The organism is Actinomadura pelletieri DSM 43383 (genome assembly GCF_003634705.1).
Classification (GTDB): Bacteria; Actinomycetota; Actinomycetes; order Streptosporangiales; family Streptosporangiaceae; genus Spirillospora; species Spirillospora pelletieri.
Genome location: NZ_RBWU01000001.1, coordinates 1,168,980 through 1,189,532, shown reverse-complemented (window position 1 = coordinate 1,189,532; position 20,553 = coordinate 1,168,980). Strand labels below are relative to the sequence as shown.

15 protein-coding genes are annotated in these 20,553 nt (G+C 71.9%); 6 read left to right on the top strand and 9 right to left on the bottom strand.

The genetic code is table 11. The features are described from left to right. Nucleotides 1-82: 82 nt before the first annotated feature. From BZB76_RS05440 to BZB76_RS05420, 5 genes are all read left to right on the top strand, one after another. Nucleotides 83-2,065 (top strand): sensor histidine kinase, encoded by a 1,983-nt coding sequence (locus BZB76_RS05440; RefSeq protein ID WP_147449335.1) that lies wholly within the window; start codon nucleotides 83-85, stop codon nucleotides 2,063-2,065. Nucleotides 2,066-2,101: 36 nt separating this feature from the next. Further along, the gene (locus tag BZB76_RS05435; RefSeq protein WP_337959736.1) at nucleotides 2,102-2,716 is read left to right on the top strand and encodes a response regulator; all 615 of its coding nucleotides are present in this window, start codon (nucleotides 2,102-2,104) and stop codon (nucleotides 2,714-2,716) included. Nucleotides 2,717-2,853: 137 nt separating this feature from the next. Then, nucleotides 2,854-3,291, top strand: a complete 438-nt coding sequence (locus BZB76_RS05430) for a hypothetical protein (RefSeq protein ID WP_121433135.1) — start codon at nucleotides 2,854-2,856, stop codon at nucleotides 3,289-3,291. Nucleotides 3,292-3,416: 125 nt separating this feature from the next. Further along, nucleotides 3,417-4,166, top strand: a complete 750-nt coding sequence (locus BZB76_RS05425; protein ID WP_121433134.1) for a glycoside hydrolase family 25 protein — start codon at nucleotides 3,417-3,419, stop codon at nucleotides 4,164-4,166. Nucleotides 4,167-4,261: 95 nt separating this feature from the next. Then, the gene (locus BZB76_RS05420; RefSeq protein ID WP_121433133.1) at nucleotides 4,262-4,678 is read left to right on the top strand and encodes a DUF4259 domain-containing protein; all 417 of its coding nucleotides are present in this window, start codon (nucleotides 4,262-4,264) and stop codon (nucleotides 4,676-4,678) included. 34 nt (nucleotides 4,679-4,712) lie between these two features. Here the strand turns inward: BZB76_RS05420 and BZB76_RS05415 are convergent, their stop codons facing one another. From BZB76_RS05415 to BZB76_RS05375, 9 genes are read right to left on the bottom strand one after another with little or no spacing between them, the layout of a single operon-like run. Next, nucleotides 4,713-5,627 carry a hypothetical protein gene (locus tag BZB76_RS05415; RefSeq protein ID WP_147449334.1) on the bottom strand — a complete coding sequence of 305 codons (915 nt, stop codon included), beginning with the start codon at nucleotides 5,625-5,627 and terminating at the stop codon, nucleotides 4,713-4,715. After that, nucleotides 5,624-6,733 (bottom strand): hypothetical protein, encoded by a 1,110-nt coding sequence (locus BZB76_RS05410; protein ID WP_121433131.1) that lies wholly within the window; start codon nucleotides 6,731-6,733, stop codon nucleotides 5,624-5,626. Before BZB76_RS05410 ends, BZB76_RS05415 begins: the two co-directional genes overlap by 4 nt. Continuing rightward, the gene (locus BZB76_RS05405; protein ID WP_121433130.1) at nucleotides 6,730-9,210 is read right to left on the bottom strand and encodes a hypothetical protein; all 2,481 of its coding nucleotides are present in this window, start codon (nucleotides 9,208-9,210) and stop codon (nucleotides 6,730-6,732) included. The genes BZB76_RS05410 and BZB76_RS05405 overlap by 4 nt, the downstream gene beginning before the upstream one ends. Further along, nucleotides 9,207-10,514, bottom strand: a complete 1,308-nt coding sequence (locus tag BZB76_RS05400) for an ATP-binding protein (protein ID WP_121433129.1) — start codon at nucleotides 10,512-10,514, stop codon at nucleotides 9,207-9,209. Before BZB76_RS05400 ends, BZB76_RS05405 begins: the two co-directional genes overlap by 4 nt. 13 nt (nucleotides 10,515-10,527) lie before the next feature. Further along, complete coding sequence (locus BZB76_RS05395) at nucleotides 10,528-12,252, bottom strand: hypothetical protein (RefSeq protein ID WP_121433128.1); 1,725 nt, start codon at nucleotides 12,250-12,252, stop codon at nucleotides 10,528-10,530. After that, nucleotides 12,245-14,761, bottom strand: a complete 2,517-nt coding sequence (locus tag BZB76_RS05390; RefSeq protein ID WP_147449333.1) for an AAA family ATPase — start codon at nucleotides 14,759-14,761, stop codon at nucleotides 12,245-12,247. Before BZB76_RS05390 ends, BZB76_RS05395 begins: the two co-directional genes overlap by 8 nt. Continuing rightward, nucleotides 14,751-16,058 carry a coiled-coil domain-containing protein gene (locus tag BZB76_RS05385; protein ID WP_121433126.1) on the bottom strand — a complete coding sequence of 436 codons (1,308 nt, stop codon included), beginning with the start codon at nucleotides 16,056-16,058 and terminating at the stop codon, nucleotides 14,751-14,753. Before BZB76_RS05385 ends, BZB76_RS05390 begins: the two co-directional genes overlap by 11 nt. Nucleotides 16,059-16,060: 2 nt before the next feature. Beyond that, the gene (locus BZB76_RS36295; RefSeq protein ID WP_121433125.1) at nucleotides 16,061-16,918 is read right to left on the bottom strand and encodes a 4Fe-4S single cluster domain-containing protein; all 858 of its coding nucleotides are present in this window, start codon (nucleotides 16,916-16,918) and stop codon (nucleotides 16,061-16,063) included. Continuing rightward, complete coding sequence (locus BZB76_RS05375; RefSeq protein ID WP_170180515.1) at nucleotides 16,815-18,671, bottom strand: DUF4407 domain-containing protein; 1,857 nt, start codon at nucleotides 18,669-18,671, stop codon at nucleotides 16,815-16,817. The genes BZB76_RS36295 and BZB76_RS05375 overlap by 104 nt, the downstream gene beginning before the upstream one ends. A gap of 908 nt (nucleotides 18,672-19,579) precedes the next feature. On the opposite strand from BZB76_RS05375, the gene BZB76_RS05370 reads away from it, so the two are divergent. Beyond that, nucleotides 19,580-20,434, top strand: coding sequence for a hypothetical protein (locus tag BZB76_RS05370; protein ID WP_121433123.1), 855 nt, complete (start codon nucleotides 19,580-19,582; stop codon nucleotides 20,432-20,434). The last annotated feature ends 119 nt before the right edge of the window (nucleotides 20,435-20,553 follow it).

Genomic DNA, 20,553 nt, shown 5'->3' with positions numbered 1-20,553 from the left:
TCTGTAGCATTACAGTGTGCTTCTAGTTTCCGTCCGGAGAAGCCCCCGTTGGGACACGGTCTGTGGTGGGGCCGTCGTCGCGGTGAGCGTGCTCCTCGTCGCCGGTGCCGTGCAGTTGATGGCGGTGGACGGCCGGTGGGGCCTGATGGCCAAGTGGGGCTGGTGGACGACCCGGAGCCTGGTCCTCGGCGTGTTCTTCGCCGTGGCCGCCGCGGTGGTCCTGCACACCGGGCGCCGGGGGCTCGGGGCCGTCCTCAGCGTGACGGCCGTGAGCATGGGCGTGTACGGGCTCGGCGGGCTGCTGCACTACACCGCCGACGGCGCGGGGGCGTTCCTCGCCCCCGGCCCCCGCGCGCTCATGCGCGGCGCGGCCATCTTCGGGATGCACGGCTCCCTCGCCGTCCTCCCGCTCTGGTTTCCGCAGGGACACCTGCCCCATCCGCGCTGGCGCTGGCCGGTCATCGCGATGGTGGTCGTCTACCTGCTTTATCTGGCGCCCCTCGCGTGGTTCGGGTGGCAGGTCACCGACCAGACGTGGACCTCGGGGGCCCTGGGCGAGGAGCATCCTTGGTGGGGCCGCACCGGACACGCGATCATCTGGATGCCGCGGCTGCTGTCGATCGTGGTCCTGGCCCAGCTCGTACGCGGCTTCGACCGCGCCGACGGGCTGGCCGGACGGCAGTTGCGTGCCATGGCCTGCGGGTACGGCCTGTACTGGGGCACGCAGATCTTCGACAAGCTCATCGACATCGGCGACGAGCGCGACCTGCCCCTGTGGGCGCATTTCCTCTTCAACGGCCCGCTCGCCCTGGCGCTGGCCGTCATCACCATCGTCGCGATGCTGCGCGACGACCTCACCGCCTTCGACCGCTCCCTCCGGCGTGCGCTGGTCCTGTTCGGACTGGTGATCGGACTGGCCTACGCCTACAAGGGGCTGTACATGGGGTTCTCGGCCCTGCCTCCCAACAGGACGGCCACCTCCGCCGTGGTGCTGGCGGCGCTGATCGCCCTGGCGTTGCGGCCTGCCGCGGGCCTGCTGCTGAAGGCCGGCGACCTGCTGCTGTACGGGCGGCGGGCCAAACCCGTCGAGATGCTGCGGGCGCTGGCGACCGGTCTGCGCGACCGGATGCCCGCCGAGGCCGTCCCGTCCCAGGTGTGCCGGATCGTGGTGGAACGGATGGGGTTGCCCGCCGCGACCCTCGTCGCCCACACGCGGCAGGGTGACCGTGAACTGGCCCGCGCGGGCACCCCCGACGACGGCTCCGCCGTGATGCGGACGGAACTGACCTACCAGGGAGATCCGGTCGGCTGCCTGACCGTCCACCTGCGGCCCGGACAGCGCACCCTCGACTCCAGGGACCAGGCGGCGCTGGAGATCGTGACCGACCAGCTCGGCCCGATCGTCTCCGCCATCGGGCTGCACGAGGAACTGCGGATCAGCCGGGAACGCATCGTCGTGGCACGGGAGGAGGAGCGGCGGCGTCTACGTCGCGACCTGCACGACGGGCTCGGCCCGTGCCTGGCGGGGATCCAACTGCATCTCGACACCGCCGCCGACCTGCTCCGGCCGGGCTCACCGCCGCGCGGGCTGGTGGAGGCGGCCTGCGGGGCGGCGAGCGGGGGTCTGTCGGAGGTTCGCCGGATCATCGACGACCTCCGTCCACCCGACCTGGACGAGCACGGGCTCGTGGCCGCACTGCAACTGCTGGTGACACGGCTCGGCGGCCCGACCCTCACCATCACCGCCACCTTCCCCGACAGCCTTCCCGAACTCTCCGCCGCGACCGAGACCGCCGTCTACCGCATCGCGGCGGAGGCGCTGACCAACGTCGTCCGCCACGCCCGCGCCACCACCGCCGCGCTGACCCTGACGGTCGACGACACCCACCTCGTCATGCGGATCGTCGACGACGGTGTCCGGCTGCCGGACCCGCCGCGCCGGGCCGGGGTCGGCCTGACGTCCATGGCCGAACGCGCGGAGGAGATCGGCGGCTCCTGCCGGGTCTCGTCCCGGCAGGACGGTCCGCGCGGCACGCTCGTCGACGTCCGGCTTCCCAAGGAGTGAACATGGTCACCGTCGTGCTGATCGACGACCATCCGAATGTTCCGGGCGGGGGTGCGCGCCGCCCTGGAGACCGGAACCGACCTCACCGTCGTCGGTGAGACCGGAACCGCCGCCGAAGGTGTGAGCCTGGCACGCGAACTGCGGCCGGACGTCGTGCTCATGGATCTGCACCTGCCGGACGGGTCCGGCATCGAGGCCACGCGCGAACTGCTGGACGGCGCCGAACCGCCACCGCCCCGCATCCTCGTCCTCACCATGTCCGAGGAGGACGACTCGGTCGTCGCCGCGCTCCGGGCGGGCGCGCGCGGATACGTGGTCAAGGGCGTCCTGCGCGGCGAACTCGTGCAGGCCGTGCAGACCGTGGCCGTGGGCGGCGCGGTGTTCAGCCCGGCGGTCGCCGACCGGCTCGGCGCCTACTTCACCGCGCTGCACACCGCGCCGTCCCGTGCGGCGTTCCCCGACCTGACCGCGCGGGAGGCCGAGATCCTCGACCTGGTCGCGCGTGGCCTGGACAACCGGCAGATCGCGCGGCGCCTCGTCCTCTCGGACAAGACCGTCCGCAACTACGTCTCCCAGTTGCTGACCAAGCTCCAGGTGCACGACCGCACCCAGGCCGCCGTCCGCGCCCGCGACGCCGGGCTCGGGACCTGACCGGCACGTCCCGGGACGAACCCGGGACGCGCTGAGGACCGGCGCATCGTGCTCCCGTGACGCCGGGCGCCCGACTCTGATGCCACGACATCGAGCGGACGTCCCCGACCAGGGGCTCCGTGAAGGGGGGATAGATCATGACCATCAATCCGACCCGGGCGCTTCTCGCGCCGGCGCTCGCCGCCGCCTGCGCGGTGTCCGCGACCGCGGCGCTCACCACGGCCGCGGACGCGTCCACGAGCACCCCGACGCGGGCGGCCACCGCGCTGAGCGACCCGACCGTCTGCAAGGACCTCAAGAACGGCCGGTTCTGCATCAGGGTGAAGGTGGGCGACCACCCGCAGGTCTGCTACGGCAAGCACAGCGGCGAGATGGTGCGGGTTCGCCTGGGCTTCCAGGTCAGGGGCTCCAGCGGGTGGATCACGCGCTGGGACGACGGCCCCTTCCCCGCCTACAAGGGCAGGACCTACTGCTTCATCTTCAAGAAGCAGACGGTCTCCGCGGGCCACGAGTACCGCGGCGTGCTTCAGCAGGTCGGCGGCCCCACCTGGGTCACTCCGGCGATCACGCCCTGACCCGTCCCGGTGCCGCGTCCGAGGCGCCGGATCGCGTGGCAGACCACCCGTCCGGCGCCTCGTCCGCTCTCTCGGTCCGGTGCTTGCGCAACGCCCGGACCGCTTCCATCGCAGAGAGGAACTCCATGCTCACCCTTGCCCGTGCACTCACGACCCTGGCGGTCGCGGCGCCGCTGGTGCTGGCCGGTCCCACGGCCGGTGCGGCCGCCGGCGGCCCCGGCGACTACCCGGTCCACGGAATCGACACGTCCCACCACAACCACCCGGGGAACAAGCCGTTCGACTGGAAGAAACTCGCGGCCAGCGGCCAGAAGTTCATCGCCATCAAGGCCACCCAGGGCTCACGCACCGGATATGTGGACCCCTGGTTCACCCGGGACCTGGCCGGGGCACGCAGCGTCCGCATGATCCACACCGCGTACCACTACTTCGAACACGACCAGGACGGAGTCGCCCAGGCCGACCACTTCCTGCGCACCGTCAAGAAGCAGAACCTCACCGGCGCCCACCCCTACGAGCTACCGCTCGAACTCGACCTCGAAGGGAGTTGCAAGGCGAGTCCGTCCGCCCTCCAGGCCCGGGTGCTCGCGTTCCTGCGCCGCGTCAAGGCGGTGACCGGCGTCGAACCGACGATCTACACGCAGAAGTCGTTCATCGACCGTTGCATGGCCGGCACCAAGGCCCTGGGGCGTTACCGCGTCCGGCTGGCCCGGTACAACACGTCTCCGCCACCGCCCATCCCGGGTGGCACCGGCTGGTCGTTCTGGCAGTTCACCGAGTCCGCGGCCATTCCGGGGATCCCGGACCGCACCGTGGACGAGAACGTCTTCGTCGGCGACTACGCCAAGCTCAAGCGGCTGGCCAACATCCGCTGACGGATCGGGGGCATCGACCCCTCGCCGCCCGAAACCAGGACGGCGAGGGGTCGATTTCGACGGCCCGGAGTTCTGCGCAGGTGGAAAATCCCCACATGGGAACTTGGGATATCGGGCCCTTCGATAATGATGTCGCGTCGGATTTCGCCTTCGACCTGGACGAGGCGCCGGCCGGGCAGCGCGCCGTTCTGATCGCCCGCGCGCTGAACGCGGTGATTCCGCCGGACGGCGAGACCACCAGCGGCGTCGCCGGTCCCGCTGTGGCCGCCGCGGCAGTGGTCGCGGCACAGCTCCCCGGCGGGCCGCCCACCGACCCGATCTACGGTCCGCAGGAGCCCGTGCCGCCCCTGCCTCATGAACTGGTGCCCTTGGCCATCAGCGTGCTCGATCGAGTCGTCGCGGCCGACTCCGAAGTAAAGCAACTCTGGGCCGACAGTCCGAAAGGACAACTTTGGGAAGAGGATATCGCTCGGCTCCGAGCCGTTCTAGCCGCCGGCAACGCGGACAGGTAGCGCGATCCGGCTCCGGGGGCGAATGCTCCGAGGCTCAGATCAGGCTTGTGGGTTTGCGGGTGGTGGCGTGGTCGGTGTCGCTCGCGCGGAGTGCGTCGCGAATCGCCGTGTCGGCCTTGCGGAGCTGTTCTTCCATTTCGGTGAGGGCGGTTTGGACGTGGTGCAGTCCTGATCCCTTGACGAGTGGGCTGATTCCGAGGGCGGCGCACAGTTCGCGGTCGGCGCCGCGGTGCGCCTCGATGTGCGGGAGTTTCTGGTCGGCGATGGCCTGCAGCTCGGCGAACTCGGCCCGGAGGGTCTCCAGGTCGGACTCCAGGGCGGCGACCCGGCCGCGTTGCGCGGCCAGCCGGTCTTCGCCGGACGCGATCTGCTCGGTGAGCCGCTCGGCCCGTTCGAGGGTGTCGCGGGTCGCGGTGCCGAGTTCCGACAGTCGCAGCGCGGATCGCACCCCGACCGCCTGGCCCGCCTCGGTCAGCTCCCGTTCCGCGTTCCGGACGTCGGACAGTGCGGCCTCGCGTCGGGCGAGGTCGGACGTCGCGGCGCGTAGGGTCTCGACCTCGTCCTTCAGGGCCTCCAGGCGGCGCACCTCCGCCAGGCGCGTGGTGAGTTCGGCGTGGCGGGTCCGGACGGTTTCGAGTTCCGCGAGGGCGGGTTGCAGTTCGGCGAGGAGGTTCTCGGTCTCGACGAGTTCCGTGCGGTGTCTGTCCAGGTCGGCCCAGGTCGCGGAGAGTTTGGCGGTGACGGCGGGGCCGAGGTCTCCGCTGTCGAGGAAGTCCCGGCCGGTGGCGAGCAGCCGGGGCAGGTCGGTGAGGGCCTTGTTCAGCTCGCTGACGAAGCGCAGTCCGGCGGCGCGGTCGCCGTTCGGTTCGGTCTCGTCGGCGAGTTCGGAGATGAGCCTGCCGAGGGTGCGCATCCGTTCGACGTCCACGGGTTCGGCAAGTCCCTTCATTTCTGTGCGCTCCGGTCGGGGAGGGGGATGAATCTGGGTTCGGTGTCGTCGTCGGCGGAGGTCGCGACGAGCAGTGGCGGTCTGTCTCGGTCGGTGCGAACGCCGAGTCTGTAATTTCCGGTCGGGAGGTGGGCCACGTTGACGTTCAGTTGGACGCCGTCTACTTCCAGCGGCAGTTCGTTGGTGATGGGGAGGCCGTCCCCGGTGCCGCCCTTCGTGATGTGCAGGTCGGCTCCGTCGAGGAGCGCGTACTCGCCGACGCCGTAGGGCAGCGCGACGAGCCGTTCCTCCAGCAGTCCGGCTCGGTGCCGGTGTAGTGGTATCCGCACGTTCGCGCGGGGTGCGTCCGGTTCGGTGTAGGTGCCCTCGGCCAGGAGGAGGGCGCCTTCCAGGACGGCGTCGGGCAGGACGAGCGGTGGCCGTCCGGCCGCGTCGGCGAGGGCGCGGGTGAGGAGCGGGAACGCAGTGAATGCGCCGGTCAGGACGGTGTGGTCGGTGGAGCCGAGGTCCGCCACGAGTGGGGTCAGTGCGGCTAGGTAGGTGGGGAGCGCGTCCAGTAGGCGGCCCACGGTGATGGTCGGGTCGCTCGTGGTCATCAGTGGCACGTCCCGGAACATCGGGTCCTGGACGGCTTGGTCGCACGCCTCCAGCAGGAAGTCCGGATCGCCCGTGAGCGCTTCACGGAGCGCGGCCCGCTGGGCGGGGTCGGTGGTGAGCCCGGCGACGAACGAGCCGCCGCCGAGCCCGGCGAGGTCACGGTGCGGGCCCACGGTGATCTCGGCGTCGCGGGTCTCGGCTCGGGCCACGCGGGCGGCGGACCAGGTGATGTCGCAGATCGCGAGTGTTCCGGTCAGGCCGCGCCGGGCGGCCGCGGCGGCGCAGACCGTGTACCGTCCCGTCCCGCGCACGCCGTACGGGGCGACCCGGTGCAGGGATTCGAGTTCGGCGGCGCCGGGCCCGTGCGGCGCGGACACGACGATGACCGGACGGTCGAACGGGCCGGGCGGGTCGGACGGTCGCCGGTAGGCGCGATCGTCGCCGTCAACGAGGGTCAGTGTCGTCTCGTCCAGGTCGAGAACGGCGGCCCGTCCGGCCTTCGGTGTCACCCCTTCCTCCAGGGGGCGGCTCCCGACTTGGCGACGCGTCCGGCGAGCGTGCCCAGCCGGTCCAGTTCCTTGCGGACCGCACCGTCCAGGAGGAGTTTGCCCTTCCTCTCCGGGTCCCCGCCCAGGTACCGGATCATGTTCAGGCGGTAGCGGATCTCGAGGACCGCGTACCGGACGGTGTACCGGCGGATCTGGGCGGTCTCCTCCTGCGGACGTCTCAGCATCAGGAGCCTGCCGAGTTTCAGGGCCGAGTCCTCGGCTTCGTCCCGGCCGCGTCCGAGCCGGGTGAGGGTGTCGGTGACGGTGTCGAGCAGGGACACGAACTGGTCCGGGGTGAACCGCCATCCGGCTTCGAGGATCTCGTCGCGCACCCAGTCGAAAGGATGGCCTTCGTGCAGCGCCTCCGCGCACAGTTCGCCGACGACATCCGGCGGCGCGTCGGGACGGACGTTACGGATCAGCAGCAAGGACTCCACCTTCCGCAGTTCTTGGCGGGCGTCGAGATATCGCCGCCGCCAGGCGCCGTAGGCGTTGACGTGGACGAGCGTCGGCTCCACCGACCGGGCGAAGAGCAGGGCGCTACCGACCTCGCGGTCGGCGGCGAAACGGTCGACCAGCTTGACGATCGCCGCGGTGTGGCCCGCCGGTATCCACTCGTACCGGCTCACGAAGGCCGCGAGCGCCTCGACGAGGCGGGGCCGGTGCCTCTGCCCTGCCGGGTCCGCGCACACGGCGTGGAACGCCTCGAAGTAATTGGGTGATCGGGTGCAGTCCGCGAAGTGGCGGGGGTTGTCGCCCAGCCACGCGAGCAGCCCGTCGATCGTGCCCTTCTCGGCGGACGTCGAGGCGTCCAGCCGCGCCAGCGCCTCGGCCCAGAAGGGGGCGTGCGCGGGGTCGGCGTCCGTCATGAGCCAGCGGCCGAAGGCGGCGAGGGCGTCGCCGAGCGCCTGCGGCGTCTTCGCCGCCGCGTGCAGGACCGCCGGGACGCAGCGCCGACCGTTCTGTACGAGTTCCGGCCACGTGTCGGGAACCCTGGACGGACGCGACCACAAGCCGTCGAACGCGTCGAGCAGTACGGGCGGCGCGTCCAGTACGACGGTCTGGAGCCAGGCCCGCCGCTCGGCGATCGGGTCGGGCGTCACCGCCAGAAGGAGTTCGGCCAGTACGGAGCCGTTGCGGGCGAGCGCCTCGGCCGTCCGTCCCGGACCGGGCGGGCGGCGTTCGCGCAGCAGCGCGGCGAGGGTCGCCTCACCGCCGGGCCGCTCCCCGGGCGGGTGGGGTTCGGCGAGCAGACCGGCGACGAAGCCGTCGGCGAAGCCGAGCCGGTCGGCGGTCTCGACATACGCGCCGAGGTCGGGTTGCGGCCGTTCCCGCCACAACCTGCGGCGGGCGTTCCGGAGCAGGGTGCCGTCCTCGCCGCCGCACTCGTGCCACAGCTTCGCCACCAGCGGGAGATCGTCCGGCTCCGCGACATCGACCAGCGCGCCGAACACCCGCGCCACTTTGCCGGGGTCGTCGAGTTCGCGGTGGCGTCCACCGGTGAAGAGCCGGACGAGGTCGGCGCGTTGGGCCGTGCCGTCGAGGACGGCCCGCCAGACGGTCCCCGGCCAGTCCAGATCCGCCACGATCTCGACGGCCGCCCCCGGCCCGGCGTGGAACATCGAGCCCCGCTGGGCGGCGAGCGCCGCCACGAGCCTCGCCCCCGGCCAGCCCCGCGTCTCCACGAGTTCGTACAGCCAGGTGTGGTAGGCCGCCGCGGCCGTCGACGCGCGCGGCGCGCCGGGTGCCTGCCAGTCCAGTTCGAACGAACCGGGGCGGCACACCTGCCCGAACACCAGCCCGATCCGGAGGTCGGTGCCCTCGTGCCAGGTGGCGGCGGAGAAGCGCGTCCGCCAGCCTTGCGGGAGCAGCGCGGCGACGGCGTCCATGAACGCGAGCCGCTCCTCGACGGTCAGATGCTCGGCCCGGGTCACCGTCACCGGGCCTTCCAGCAGCAGCGCCGCCGCTCCGGCGACGCGGGCGAAACCCTGGTCGGCGATGGTGTCGGCCAGGTACCGCGGGTCGGTGCCGGTGAGTGGGGCGTTCAGTGCGGAGCCGTCCTGTGGCAGTGGTTCGTCCTGGACGGCGGCGAGCAGCTCACGGTAGGAGACGCCCAGGTCGCCGGCGTCCCGGTACGGCAGGTAGTAGAACGTGCAGGTGGTGATGGGACGGCCCATGGCGTCGCTCTGGTCGGTCCACTCCTGGACGGCGAGGCCGACATGGTCGCGGTCGCCCGCGCGGACGGCGGTGAACACGATCCAGGGCAGCGCCCGGGGCCCGGCCCGCTCGACCGGCGGTTCGCCCAGCGACGAGAGTTCGTCGAACACCGCGGGCAGTTGTCTCGCGGACAGCCCGCGACCGCCGGCGGTGATGCCGTAGTCGGCGTAACTGCCGCTCTCCTTGCCCCGAACCGCCCACGCCACGGGCACGGTCGTCATCGTCCGTCGTCCTTGAACTGCTGCTGGACGAGCCACATCAGGGGCTCCAGGACGTTCACCGGGTGTGCCGTGCCCAGGATCCATTGCCCGACCTTCCCGTCGAACTCCTGGTAGGAGACGTTCTCCGGCGCGGTCGGCAGGAACCTGCGCGTCCGCGGATCGACGCGGAACCCCACCGCCGACGTCAGGAAGAACCTGGTGCGCCGCGGGCTGAAGTACTGCCTGATGACGTTTCTGAGCTGCCGCGTGCTGTTGGTGTCGCCCATGCCGGTGTCCGACCTCTGTTCCTCGCAGAGGAGGTCGAAGTATTCGCGTGCCGTCTCCGACGGCGCGTACGGGAACTCGTACTCGCCGCGCGGTTCGAGATACAGCCCTTGCCGGTTGACGGCGTTGTAGACGTGCGGGTGGTCGAACTTGGTGATACAGACCGCGAGGTGGTGCGGCAGGTGCGGGTCGTTCCTCCGGAACCGGGCTCTCGCGGCGATCTCCACGATGATGTACTGGAGGTAGTCGTAGGAGTCGTTCATGTTCGTCTCGCGGACGGGGTCGAGCAGCAGGATCAGGCCGGAACTGGCGGCGACGTGCTCCGCCAGCCGTTTCAGGTCGGCGTCCGAGTACAACATTGCGCTCTGCGTGGCCGGCTCGCCGGGCTGAGGCACGGCGTCCGGCGTCTGACCTCCATACATGCCACCGGGGGCGTCAAGGACGTCGAGCGACACCATCGCCGTCCGCGTCACCCGCCGCCGCCTCTTCCACTTGGTGGTGACCCGGACGTTCCTGCGCTGGATGCGGAGCTTGAACGACAGGTTCGGCGGCAGGCTCCGGGTGGCGTTGGGGAAGACGCGCTGCCGGTGAAGCCGGTCGGACGCCTCGGTCAGGAATTTCCGCGACTCGGCGTCGGTGCCCCAGATCAGTCCGGCCTCCCGTTCTTCCAGGGCGACGCGGATCGCCCCGAGGAACGTCGTCTTGCCGCTGCCGGTCGGGCCGATGATGCCGATGCGCCCGGTGACGGTGTCGTCGGCGTCGGCCTCCTCGGCACCTGGCTCGCCGGCGCCGTTCGCGCCGCCCGGGTGCGCGCCGCCCGCGTCCGGTCTCCCCGGACCGGGGGCACCGGGACGCGGAGGCCCAGGACGCGGAGCGCCAGTACCGGGAGCACCAGTACCGGGGGCACCAGGGCCGGGGGCACCAGGGCCGGGGGCGGGCGCGCCCGGCGGGGGAGCGTACCTGCTGCCGGGGGTCTGGACGGGCTCGTCGTCGTCCGCGTCGTCATCGGGATAGTGCTGGTGCTGCGGAGGAACGGACATGGCACACCACCTCTCAGAGCGGATGAGCGAGCGGAACGGAGAACCGGACGGGCGCCGAGGGCAGCAGGCCGAGCGCGGCGGCGAGGGCGCGCGGATCGGCGCCGTCCAGGCCGAGCAGGCCGTGCTCGCCGAGCGTCCGCCAGACCGGCGCGGGCGACTCGGTCACCTCGTCGACGACGGCGACCCGGCGGCCGGTGTGCGTGCGGGCGAGGGCCTTCGACCAGTCATGCCGGGACGGGCACACGTCGACGGGACGGCGCCCGCTCCGGTCGGAGATCAGCGGGTGCGGCGGGCGGCCCGCGACCGTCAGCAGGACGCGCGGCGCACGCGGCGGCGGAACCGTCGAGGCCAGGGCGGTGAGCGCGTCCTCCAGCGGGGCGGCGCCTGCGGTGAACGGCTCGACGGGATCCGGGAGCCGCTTCAGGGACGAGCGGGCCGCGGCGAGCGGCTCCGGTGCGCCGCCGCCATGCACCACGTCGATGATCGTTCGGCCGCGGAACGAGTGGTCGGAGTAGCCCAGAACGGCGGCGTCGACCCGGTCCGGCACCTCGGCGGCGAGGAGGTCGAGCAGACCGTCCAGCAGCTTCCTGCGCCGCCACACCGCCGTGGCCGGGCCGTTCAGCTCCAGTAGGCAGAACAGTTCCAGCCGGCGCGGGGGCGCCACGAACCGCTTCGGCAGGCCCTCGAGGATGCCGGACAGATCCTGCGGTTCGGATTTCACCTCGGCCGGGGCCGTCAATCTGACCCGTTCCGGGCCGTCGAGCACCACCCTGACCTGGACGGGCCCGGTCCGCAATGTCGCCCGCCACGCGGCGACCAGCCGGGGCGGCCGTTCGACCGTGCAGACCGCGAACGTCGTCGCGGGGCTCATCCCCGGCGCCCGGTGGACGGTGACCTCCGCCATCGCGCCGCCGCGTGCCCCGGCGTCGAGCAGCGGGTGAAGCTCGGCGGTCACCCGGTGCCCCTTCGGGTCCAGCCGGGCGACGAGGAGCCCGTAGCCGGTGCGGATCGGACGGGTCGCCGCGACCGCCGTGAGCAGCTCCGGCAGCTCGCCCGGTTCGGCGGCCGTCGCGGTGGCGAGCCGGCGCGGGGCGAGCAGACGGGTGGCGAGTTCGGGCAGCGGCCAGCCGGGCACCCGGCAGATCGCGACCCGTTCGGGCGGCAGGGTGCGGGCCCATGCCGTGAGGGCGGCGGCCAGCGCGGGTTCGAGGGCGGGCCGGTCCAGGTCGCGTTCGCCGCCCGCGAGCTGGAACGCGCGCTCCGCCGGGTCGGCGGAGAGCATCGGCAGCACCTCGGTCCAGCTCCGTCCCCGGAGCGGTCCGTGGTCGCGGGCCATGTCGTCCACGAGCGTCGCGGTCAGGCCCTCGGCAGAGACCTCGATGACCGCCAGCCGCGCCCCGCCCGCGAGGTCGGTGACCGCCCGCGTCAGCACCGGCCGGGCGGGCCGGACCGGGACGGAGACCGCGCCGCGCGCCTCGGCCCAGGCCGCGTCGTCGGGGACGCCGCGCAGCAGCGGGGCGATGTCGCGCCAGTCGTCCCCGAGCCGGGCCGCGACCTGCAGGTCGGCGGCCAGGCGGGCCGCGTCGAGCCGCGCCCGGAAGCCCGCCTCGTCGCCGCGTCCCAGCCGCCACGGCGTGTTGAGCGTCCAGCCGCAGTCGCGGCACTGCGCGTCGGTGCCCGCGGGCCGGCCGCAGACCGGGCAGCGGTCCGCCGTTTGCGCGTGCTGGGGCTCAGACATCGGGGACGTCCTCGGGCAGGATCACGTTCGGGTCGAGGGTCGGGTCGGCGACGACGCGTTCGGCGAGGTTGGCCTCGATCCCGTCGAGCAGGCTCCGGGCGGCCCGGCCGTTGCCGAAGTCGGACGCCCTCATCGCCGCGCCGAACCACACGCGGAGCCGGTCGGCGACGCCGGGCCCGAGTGTGTAGCCGCGTGACTCGGCCAGGCCCGTGAAGATCTCTGTCAGCTCGTCCAGCTCGTACGGCGGGAACTCGATGTGCAGCGTCGTCCGGGACGCGAGCCCTTGGTTCAGGGCCATCATCCGTTCCATGTCCGCCGTGTAGCCGGCGAGGATGACGACGAAGCGACCACGCCGGTTCTCCATCGCCGGGACGAGCGTGTCGATGACCTCGCGACCGAAGTCGTTCTCCCCTCCCTGCGCCAGGCTGTACGCCTCGTCGATGAACAACACCCCGCCCTCCGCCTCGTCGATGCGCTCCCCGGTGCGGATCGCGGACTGGCCGATGTAGCCGCCGACGAGCTGCGGACGTCCCACCTCGACGACATGACCGCGCCCCAGCAGCCCGAGGCGGTGCAGGATCCGGCCTATCTCGCGGGCGACGGTGGTCTTGCCGGTGCCGGGCGGGCCGAGGAAGGCCATGTGCGGGGCGACGACATCGCCCCGCTCGCGCCTGCGGTTGAGTTCCAGGCGCAGCACCATCTGCCGGACCGCGTCCTTGACCTGCCGCAGCCCCGTCATCGCCTCCAGCGGGCCGAGCAGATCCGCCAGGGCGGGCGGCGCCTCGGTGTGCCGGAGATGCTCGGGCGGCAGGTCCTCCACCGCGAGCGGCAGGTGCCGTTCGTCGCGGACGCGCCGGGCCCAGCGGGTACCGGTGTCCTGGACGAGCGTGCGCATGGCGCGGGCGTTGTCGAACGTCGCGGACCTGTGCCGGTGCATCCGGGTCACGACCTGCTCCAGCGCGGCCGTGAACTGCTCGCTCTCGGCCAGCCCCTGCTCGGCGAACCCGGCCCGCGCGATCTCGACGAGGACCGGCGGCTCGTAGTCGGGGAACTCCAACCGGAACTGTTTGGGGAACCGGCCCTGCAGGCCGGGGTTGCTGCGCAGGAACTCGTCGATCTCCCGCGGATATCCGGCGATGATGACGACCAGGCGGTCCCGGTCGTTCTCCATGCGTTGCAGGAGGGTCGCGATGGCCTCCCTGCCGAATCCCCCTTCGGTCTGGTCGCTCAGCGTGTACGCCTCGTCGATGAACAGGACGCCGTCCAAGGCCCGGTCGACGACCCGGTTCGTCTTGATGGCCGTCTCCCCGACGTACTGCCCGACCAGGTCCGCGGAACCGACCTCGACGACATGCCCGCTGCGCAGCAGCCCGAGCTCCAGCATGATCTCGCCGACCAGCCGCGCCACCGTCGTCTTGCCGGTGCCGGGGTTGCCGGTGAACGCCATGTGCAGGGCGGTGGCCTCCCGTCCGCGCGGCGGCTGCCAGCGCAACGCCTCCAGCGCCTCCCGGACCTGGTCGAGCCCGCGCAGCCCGGCCAGCCTGTCCCAGACCGTGCCTGCGCCGAGGTCGGGGCCGGACAGGTGCCCGTCCGCGCGCAACCGGCCCGCGTCGAGCGCGGTCCCGGTCGCCGACAGGCTCGCCAGCAGGTTCCGCCAGGTGCTCAGCGGTCGGCGTTCGCGGGCCATCAGCCGCACCGTCCGGGTCAGCCCGTGCCAGTCGCCGATCGTCAGGTCGTCCAGCAGCCGGGCCCGATGGACGAGCGCGGACAGCTCCGCCTCCTCCGGCGGGCCGATCAGCCCCGGGGAGCCGCGCCGCTTCTCCGCCCGGACGGCGGTGCCGAGCAGACCGGGGAGGTTCCGGCTCTGCCCGGCGAGCCGCTCGACGTCCGAGAGGTGCTCCTGGACGAACACCAGAACGCAGGCGTTGCCCTTGCCGTGCCTGCCGCTCAGCCACGCGTCGAGGGACACGGCGAGCTGCCGCAGCCCGCTCAGGTGCCGCTCCAGGACCTCCACGTTCTCCAGGACCACGGCGGTGCGGACGGACTCGTCGCCCATCAGACCGGTGATCATGTCGAGCGCGGCCTCGTCGGTCATCGCGGACGGCGCGGGACCGGGTGCTCCAGAGTCGGACGGCACCGAAGCGGGCGACGGCTCGTCGGCCGGGGGCGCCGCCGTTCCCGTGCCCACCTGGTGGTAGCCCATCGGGCCCCTGATCCGATGGGACGCGCGGCGCCCGGCCGTCCTCGAACCCGAGGCGGCGCCACGGACGAGCCGCGACGACGCGTCGCGGACGGTCAGCATCGTGTCGAGGTTGAAGAACACGACCCGGGCGAAACCGGCGGCGGTCAGCGTCTCGTGCAGGGCCTGGGACAGGTCCATGAGACGCAGCGCCGGGTCGACGAAGACGTCCTGGACGCCGCTGCCGTACAGGACGTACGTGGGATCGCTCGCCATCGCCGCCCGGTGCAGCGGACGCAGCCGGGTGGGCACGGGCGGCTCAGTCGACACGCCGCCGCCGTCTGCGGATGGCCTCCAGGTCGCCCTCCTCGGGGGTGGGCTCGGTGCCGCGGTCCTCGGGGGCCCCGGCGGGAATGCCCGCGGAGCGCAGGCTGCCGAGCATGCTCTGGGTGCGTTGCCGCCGCCGGTCCTCCGCCGCGTCGGTGTCGTAGGACAGCACCCTGATCGCCATGCCGGCGTCGCCGTCCGGGGCGATCTCGACGACGAGTTCGCTTCGTCCGGTCAGGCTGACGAGCTTGCTGTAGTGCGCGCCGCGGAAGTCCTCCCCTTCCCAGGCCTCGTCGGCGAGTTCGTAGCCCTGCTGTTCGAGCGCGGCGATGGCGATCTCGGCGGTGTTGGCGCGTTGCTGGGACGCGAGCGTCCGCGTCCAGGCGCGTTCCAGCAGGTCGGTGAGTTCCTGCTCGTAGGCGGGCGCGTCGCGTTGGACGATCGCGCGCAGCTCGTCGAGGGTCAGCGGGCAGTCGGGCTCGGCGACGATCCCGGCCTGTTCGCGGATCCTCTTCAGGAGCCGGGCCGCGTCGCCGTCGGTCCAGAAGTCGACGTCCAGGTCGATGCCGTCCAGGACCGTGCCGTCCATCGCGCGCATCGGGACGACGATGTTGGACTCGGTGACGGCGTCGGCGGCGCGCAACGCCTCCAGCGCCGCGAAGCGCGCCTGCTCCCATTCGAGCGCGGCCTCCTCCACCTCGACGCGCAGGTCGCTGAGGTCGAAGTAGAGGTTCTGGACGAGGCCGAGCGAGAACGCGGGCTCCTGCTCGTTGAGCGTGACCGCGGTCTGCGCGAGCCGCTGCTCCAGGCGCCTCAGCCGCCCGGGAGCGAACCGCTCGTGCGGAAGTTCGGCGATCACGGCGGCGAGCGTCCCGGCGTCGTCGAACAGCGCGCGTGCCCGCCGCGTGGCCTGGTCGCGGCGTTCGGTGATGTCGGTGACCCGGGCGTCCAGGTCGGCGAACCGCCGTCTGCGTTCCTCCCGCTCCCGGTCGATCTCGCGGCTCAGCCGTTTCGTCTCGGCCCGCACCGCCTTGAGCTGCCCGGCCTGCTCCCGGAGCCGCGCGCTGGTGCGACGCTCCAGGTCGCGGGTGTGCTCGCTGAGTTCCCGCAGACTCCGATCGGTGCGCTCCTGCCTGCTGGTGACGGCGGAGACGGCACGGTCGATGTCCGCCCGGGTCTGCCGCCGGACGTCGTCGAGGAGCTTCGGCATGTCGCGCCGGACCTCGGCGAGCCGGCGGGCGGCCTTCTGGGCCTCCCGCCACGCACCGGCGTCAACGCTGATCGTCTTGGTACCGCTCACGGTCAGTCCCTTGTCGATGTGGGGGAAACGGGTCTCGTCCGTTCGATCCGGGCCCACGCCCCGCGCACGGCGGCCGACGGCACGCCCACAAGGAGCGCGGAGTCGGCGCGGACCCTGATCTCGGCCCGCCGCGGCCCGGCCTCGAGGTCGGCGTCGGCGAGCCGGTCGGTCAGCCGGTGCACCCGCTGGTTGGCGCTGCCGCGCATGCCGACGTCGTCGTCGAGGACGTCCACGTACCGGCCGTCGATGAGCACGTCGACCTCGGCGAGCAGGGCCTCGGGCCCGGGCCGTCCACGCAGCTCCTCCAACCGGTACCCGGTGAAGCAGATCACCGTCAGTTCACGACGCTCCCGCGCTAACCGCGCCGCGTCCGCAAGCCCCGCCGCCTGCTCCATCGGCTCACCCCCGGAGAACGTCAACCCGGTGACCTCGGGATCGACCAACAACGCGTCCGCAAGCTCGGCCGGGGTCATCTCCCGCGCGGGCCGCCGCTCGATCCAGTCCGGCGCCACACACCCCCGACAACGAAACGGACACCCCTGCACCCAAGCGACCGCCCGCACCCCAGGCCCAAGCGCCCGCGTACTCGCACAAACCTCCGCAACGTTCAACACCCCACTCACCCCCTCCACCCCAACCCGCGACACACCCACAAAAACCTCCCCTGACCTGGCGCAATCGAGTAACCCCACACCCACGCGACCACCCGCAAGCCCGGCCCGAGGACCCCGCACCCATCGATGCTCGGCAGCCCACTCACCCCTTCCGCTCCGACCTTTGGTACAGCCACAGAAGCCGCTCCCTGATGTGGACGACGCGGCTGCGGATCCAGCCCGCCTCCATGTCTCCGACGGGCACATCGTGCGGTCCGGTGTAGTGAGACGTCGCCTCCATGGGCTGCAACCTGTCGGCCTGTTCTCCTTCGGCCCGGCCCCGAGAACGCCTCCCGCGGCTCCCGTACGGGTCGGGACGTCCGTTCCCGGTGCCGCCCCTGGGCGGCAGGGGCGGCGGGCTGGGCTGCTGGTAGGGCGACCGCTGGTACGGAGGCTGCTGCTCAGGCTCAGGCTCCGGCTCGGACGGTCCGGGCTGCGGCGGGATGTGGATGTCGTTCGGGGAATGCCCCGAGGGATCCGGCGGCGTCTCGTCGGGCCAGGATTCCGGGGGCTCCGGGTCTTGGCCGAACTGCTGCGGGACTTCATTCGGGGGCGCCGGGGGCAGGTCACGCGACTGCTGCGAGTACCACCAGTACAGCCGACGCCGGGCGACGTCCGTCTCCAGGGCCGTGGTCTCCGTGACGAGGTCGTCGATGGCCGCCCACCGGGCCGCGCGCAGCCGCTCGCCGTAGTACACCTCGTCCTCGTAGTGCTGGGCGTCGACCCGGCGGCGGGACAGCAGTTCCCGCCTACCCCGGATCTCGTCCTGCCGCCGCCGCTCGCGGGCGAGGTTCTCGTAGGCGCCGTCGTTCATCAGCAGCTTGACGATCACCGGCAGGCACTCGATCGCGGTGAAGAACAGGAAGAGCACCAGCCGGGCGAGGCCCAGCGTCAGGCTGCCCGTGCTGGCCTTTTCGAGCGCCTCCATGCGGATCAGCAGGCCGTCGTTCGCCTCGTTGTCGGCCTTCCCCTGGTTCAAAAGCTTCGCCTGCGCCTGCTGGAGCCGGCCGAGTTCCCCGTTGACCTCCTCCAGCTGCGCCTTCGCCTGCGCGAGACGGGACTCGGCACCGCTGGACTCCTGCGACCTGAGACGCTGCACGAGCGCCGCTCGCTGCTGCTCGACCTTCTTGATCTCGCCGCTCAGCCGGTTGCGAGCGCGCTCGAACGCGTCACAACGCGCCCCGCACCCCTCCCGGCCGGAGGTCCCCCGGCAGTCGGTGCCGGAGTTCACTCCCTCTTGTTCGCAGGCGCGTTTCTGATCCAGCTCGGTGAGCTGTTGGCGCATCCCCTCCAGCTTCTTGTCGTAGGCGGCCACGTCCGGGTTGGTCACGGCGGGATCGCCCGACCGCCCTCCGCTGTTGACGACCTCCTGTAACTGCGCCTGCCTGGTCGTCAGGTCGGCGATGCGCCTTCCGGACGAGCCGCTCCGCATCTCCTTGACGTAGTCGTTCCACTCGTCCTGGTGAATCTTGTTGATCTCCGCGCGGATCTCCGTGTCGAAGATCTGCAAGGTGAGCGGCGTCGAGATCACCATGCCGAAGAGCAGGGCGAGCCCCAGGCGGGGAAGGGCGAGCTTGTAGGGGCTGCGGGACTCCGCGGGAGCGTCCCAGCTCGCCACCTCGCCGTCCCTGTCCCTGGCGGGCTTGTCCATCGAGCTGACGAGCCAGCGGTCGAGACCGGCGATGCCGAAGAACCACCCGACGGCGATCAGCAGGCAGATGGCGATGGGCAGGCCGAGCGCCATCCTCATCGCGAGGCACATCGACAGGCCGCCGAGCGAGGCCGTGAACAGGACCGCGCTGCCCATGCCCGTGTACCGCGCCCGGTCACCGGGCGTCATCGCGAGCACCTCGGTGTCGGCCCCGGAGAACCAGATCAGCGGCGACCGGACCGGCGGACGCGGATGACCGTCGTCATCCGGTCGGCGGGCGTCCTGGCCGCCGGGGGTCGGCTCAGTCATCGCCATCCTCCTTGTCGCGCCGTGCGGAGTCCCGCCGGGGCTTGGCCTGGGGGGCGGGGTTCTGTGGTTCGGGGTTCTGGCGTGTCAGGCCTCGCCAGGTGGGGTCGTCTTGGACCGTGCGCGCCCGGAGCGTGGATCGGTCGAGAGGTCTGCGCCGGAACGGACGGAGGCCGAACCGTCGCGGCGCCGTCGTCTGTAACGGCAGCCGTGGGATTCGGAAGGAGGGGACGGGTGCCGGGCCGGGCAGCGGGAGGCCGCCTTGGCGGGGCGCCCATCCGTCGGCCTCCGCGAAACGGCCGGGGGCCGGCGGGTCGTCGGGAAACCACCGTTCGTACGACCTGTCGGCGTGCCCGGGTTCAGGCTCCCGCGATGGATCGAAGACTCGCCTCCGGTCGAACATCACCGCCCCCATATCGGCTCGTAGGAACCGGCCTCGCAGGGAATTGCATTCCCGCCAGAATATCCGAGCAATCCCCATTCGACCCACGAATATCTGCCCGTCACGTCGGTCGATCCTTCCAAAATCCGCCGCACTTGTTGGAACGCATTGATCATTCCAATCCAACGCCGGAATCGCTGGAAGGGAGGGGCGGGCGGAGGCCGTCCCCGCGGGATCGAGCGGCGACGCCTGTCAGGAGAGCAGGGTTCACAGGATGGGACGGAGTCGTGTGACACATCTTCCGGAATCGGCCACCCGCCGTCCGTGCGGCGCCTCCCGGCGAGAGCGGGCACCGCGCGAACCGTTCAAGATCGCAGTGGCTCGGCCGGTGGTTCTATGAATTCCGGTGTTCTGCTGGAATGAATGTACGGGCGCCTCGTTCTGGCCGATTATCGCCACTGTATGCCTGTGCTGCACGTTTCCCAGGGCCATTGATCATGCCCAACCGGAAATCGGAGAGGCGCTCGATATGCTCGGAGACGGACCCCTTCCGGATGCCGGGCTGGCGTTCTTCCTCGCGTACGGCGCGCTGACCGCCGCGGAACCCGCGCCACCGGACGTCCGGGATCCGTGGCCGCGCGCGGCGGCGGCGCTGGTGCGCTGCAACGCCGAGTCTCTGGCGTTACCGGCACTGAGCCGGGAACGGCCGGCACCCGCGCCGATCGACCCGGTGGGCCTGCGGCCCGCGGAGTTGCTGGCCCTCGTCCGGGAGCGGGAGACCGAGCTCGCGGACGCCCGGCGGCGGTACTGTCGGGGCGCCGTCGGCACCGCCCTGCATCTCCTCACCGGGGATTCCGCCGAACGGCTCGCCGTGGCGCGGGCGCTGTGTCGGGGCGACGCGGAGTCCGGCGCGGACGGCGCGATCGTTCGGCGGCTTCATCGCAGGCTCGCGCTTCTGGACCCGGAGACACCGCCGCACGAACGCGCGGCTGCCCTCGACATGGCGGCCCGAGCCCTCACCGCCGACTCCACGGCGGCGGCGTTATCCGCCATGGACCGGTTGGCCCGCATCGTCCGCGCCGCGAACGAAAGCACCCGCCGCCGCCGCGCGGACGCCGTCCTGGCCGCCTGCTACCTCCAGGTCCTGGCCGTCGCGCCCGCCGATCCCGTGGCCACCTGGGTCGCGAGCCGGTTGACGGCGGTCCTGGACGGCGACCGCGCGCTCACCCACCAGCTCCACGGCGACGCCGAACGCTGGCGCGCACGGTTCGAGGAGACCGCGGAACGCGCCTTCGAGGCGGCGCATCACCCCGGACAGTCCACCTCCAACTCCCGAACAACCTGCTCCGCCGCCTTCCTACGACGGGGATCGATACTGCGCTGAACCACGACGCCGAACGCTGGCGCGCACGGTTCGAGGAGACCGCGGAACGCGCCTTCGAGGCGGCGCATCACCCCGGACAGTCCACCTCCAACTCCCGAACGACCTGCTCCGCCGCCTTC

Bases quoted from the DNA above. Each gene is read 5' to 3' on its own strand.
- BZB76_RS05400 (WP_121433129.1), bottom strand. From the start codon at position 10,514: ATGTCCGTTCCTCCGCAGCACCAGCACTATCCCGATGACGACGCGGAC.
- BZB76_RS05395 (WP_121433128.1), bottom strand. From the start codon at position 12,252: ATGTCTGAGCCCCAGCACGCGCAAACGGCGGACCGCTGCCCGGTCTGC.
- BZB76_RS05425 (WP_121433134.1), top strand. From the start codon at position 3,417: ATGCTCACCCTTGCCCGTGCACTCACGACCCTGGCGGTCGCGGCGCCG.
- BZB76_RS36295 (WP_121433125.1), bottom strand. From the start codon at position 16,918: ATGTGCCCGTCGGAGACATGGAGGCGGGCTGGATCCGCAGCCGCGTCG.
- BZB76_RS05405 (WP_121433130.1), bottom strand. From the start codon at position 9,210: ATGACGACCGTGCCCGTGGCGTGGGCGGTTCGGGGCAAGGAGAGCGGC.
- BZB76_RS05430 (WP_121433135.1), top strand. From the start codon at position 2,854: ATGACCATCAATCCGACCCGGGCGCTTCTCGCGCCGGCGCTCGCCGCC.
- BZB76_RS05415 (WP_147449334.1), bottom strand. From the start codon at position 5,627: ATGAAGGGACTTGCCGAACCCGTGGACGTCGAACGGATGCGCACCCTC.
- BZB76_RS05420 (WP_121433133.1), top strand. From the start codon at position 4,262: ATGGGAACTTGGGATATCGGGCCCTTCGATAATGATGTCGCGTCGGAT.
- BZB76_RS05370 (WP_121433123.1), top strand. From the start codon at position 19,580: ATGCTCGGAGACGGACCCCTTCCGGATGCCGGGCTGGCGTTCTTCCTC.
- BZB76_RS05435 (WP_337959736.1), top strand. From the start codon at position 2,102: ATGTTCCGGGCGGGGGTGCGCGCCGCCCTGGAGACCGGAACCGACCTC.
- BZB76_RS05375 (WP_170180515.1), bottom strand. From the start codon at position 18,671: ATGACTGAGCCGACCCCCGGCGGCCAGGACGCCCGCCGACCGGATGAC.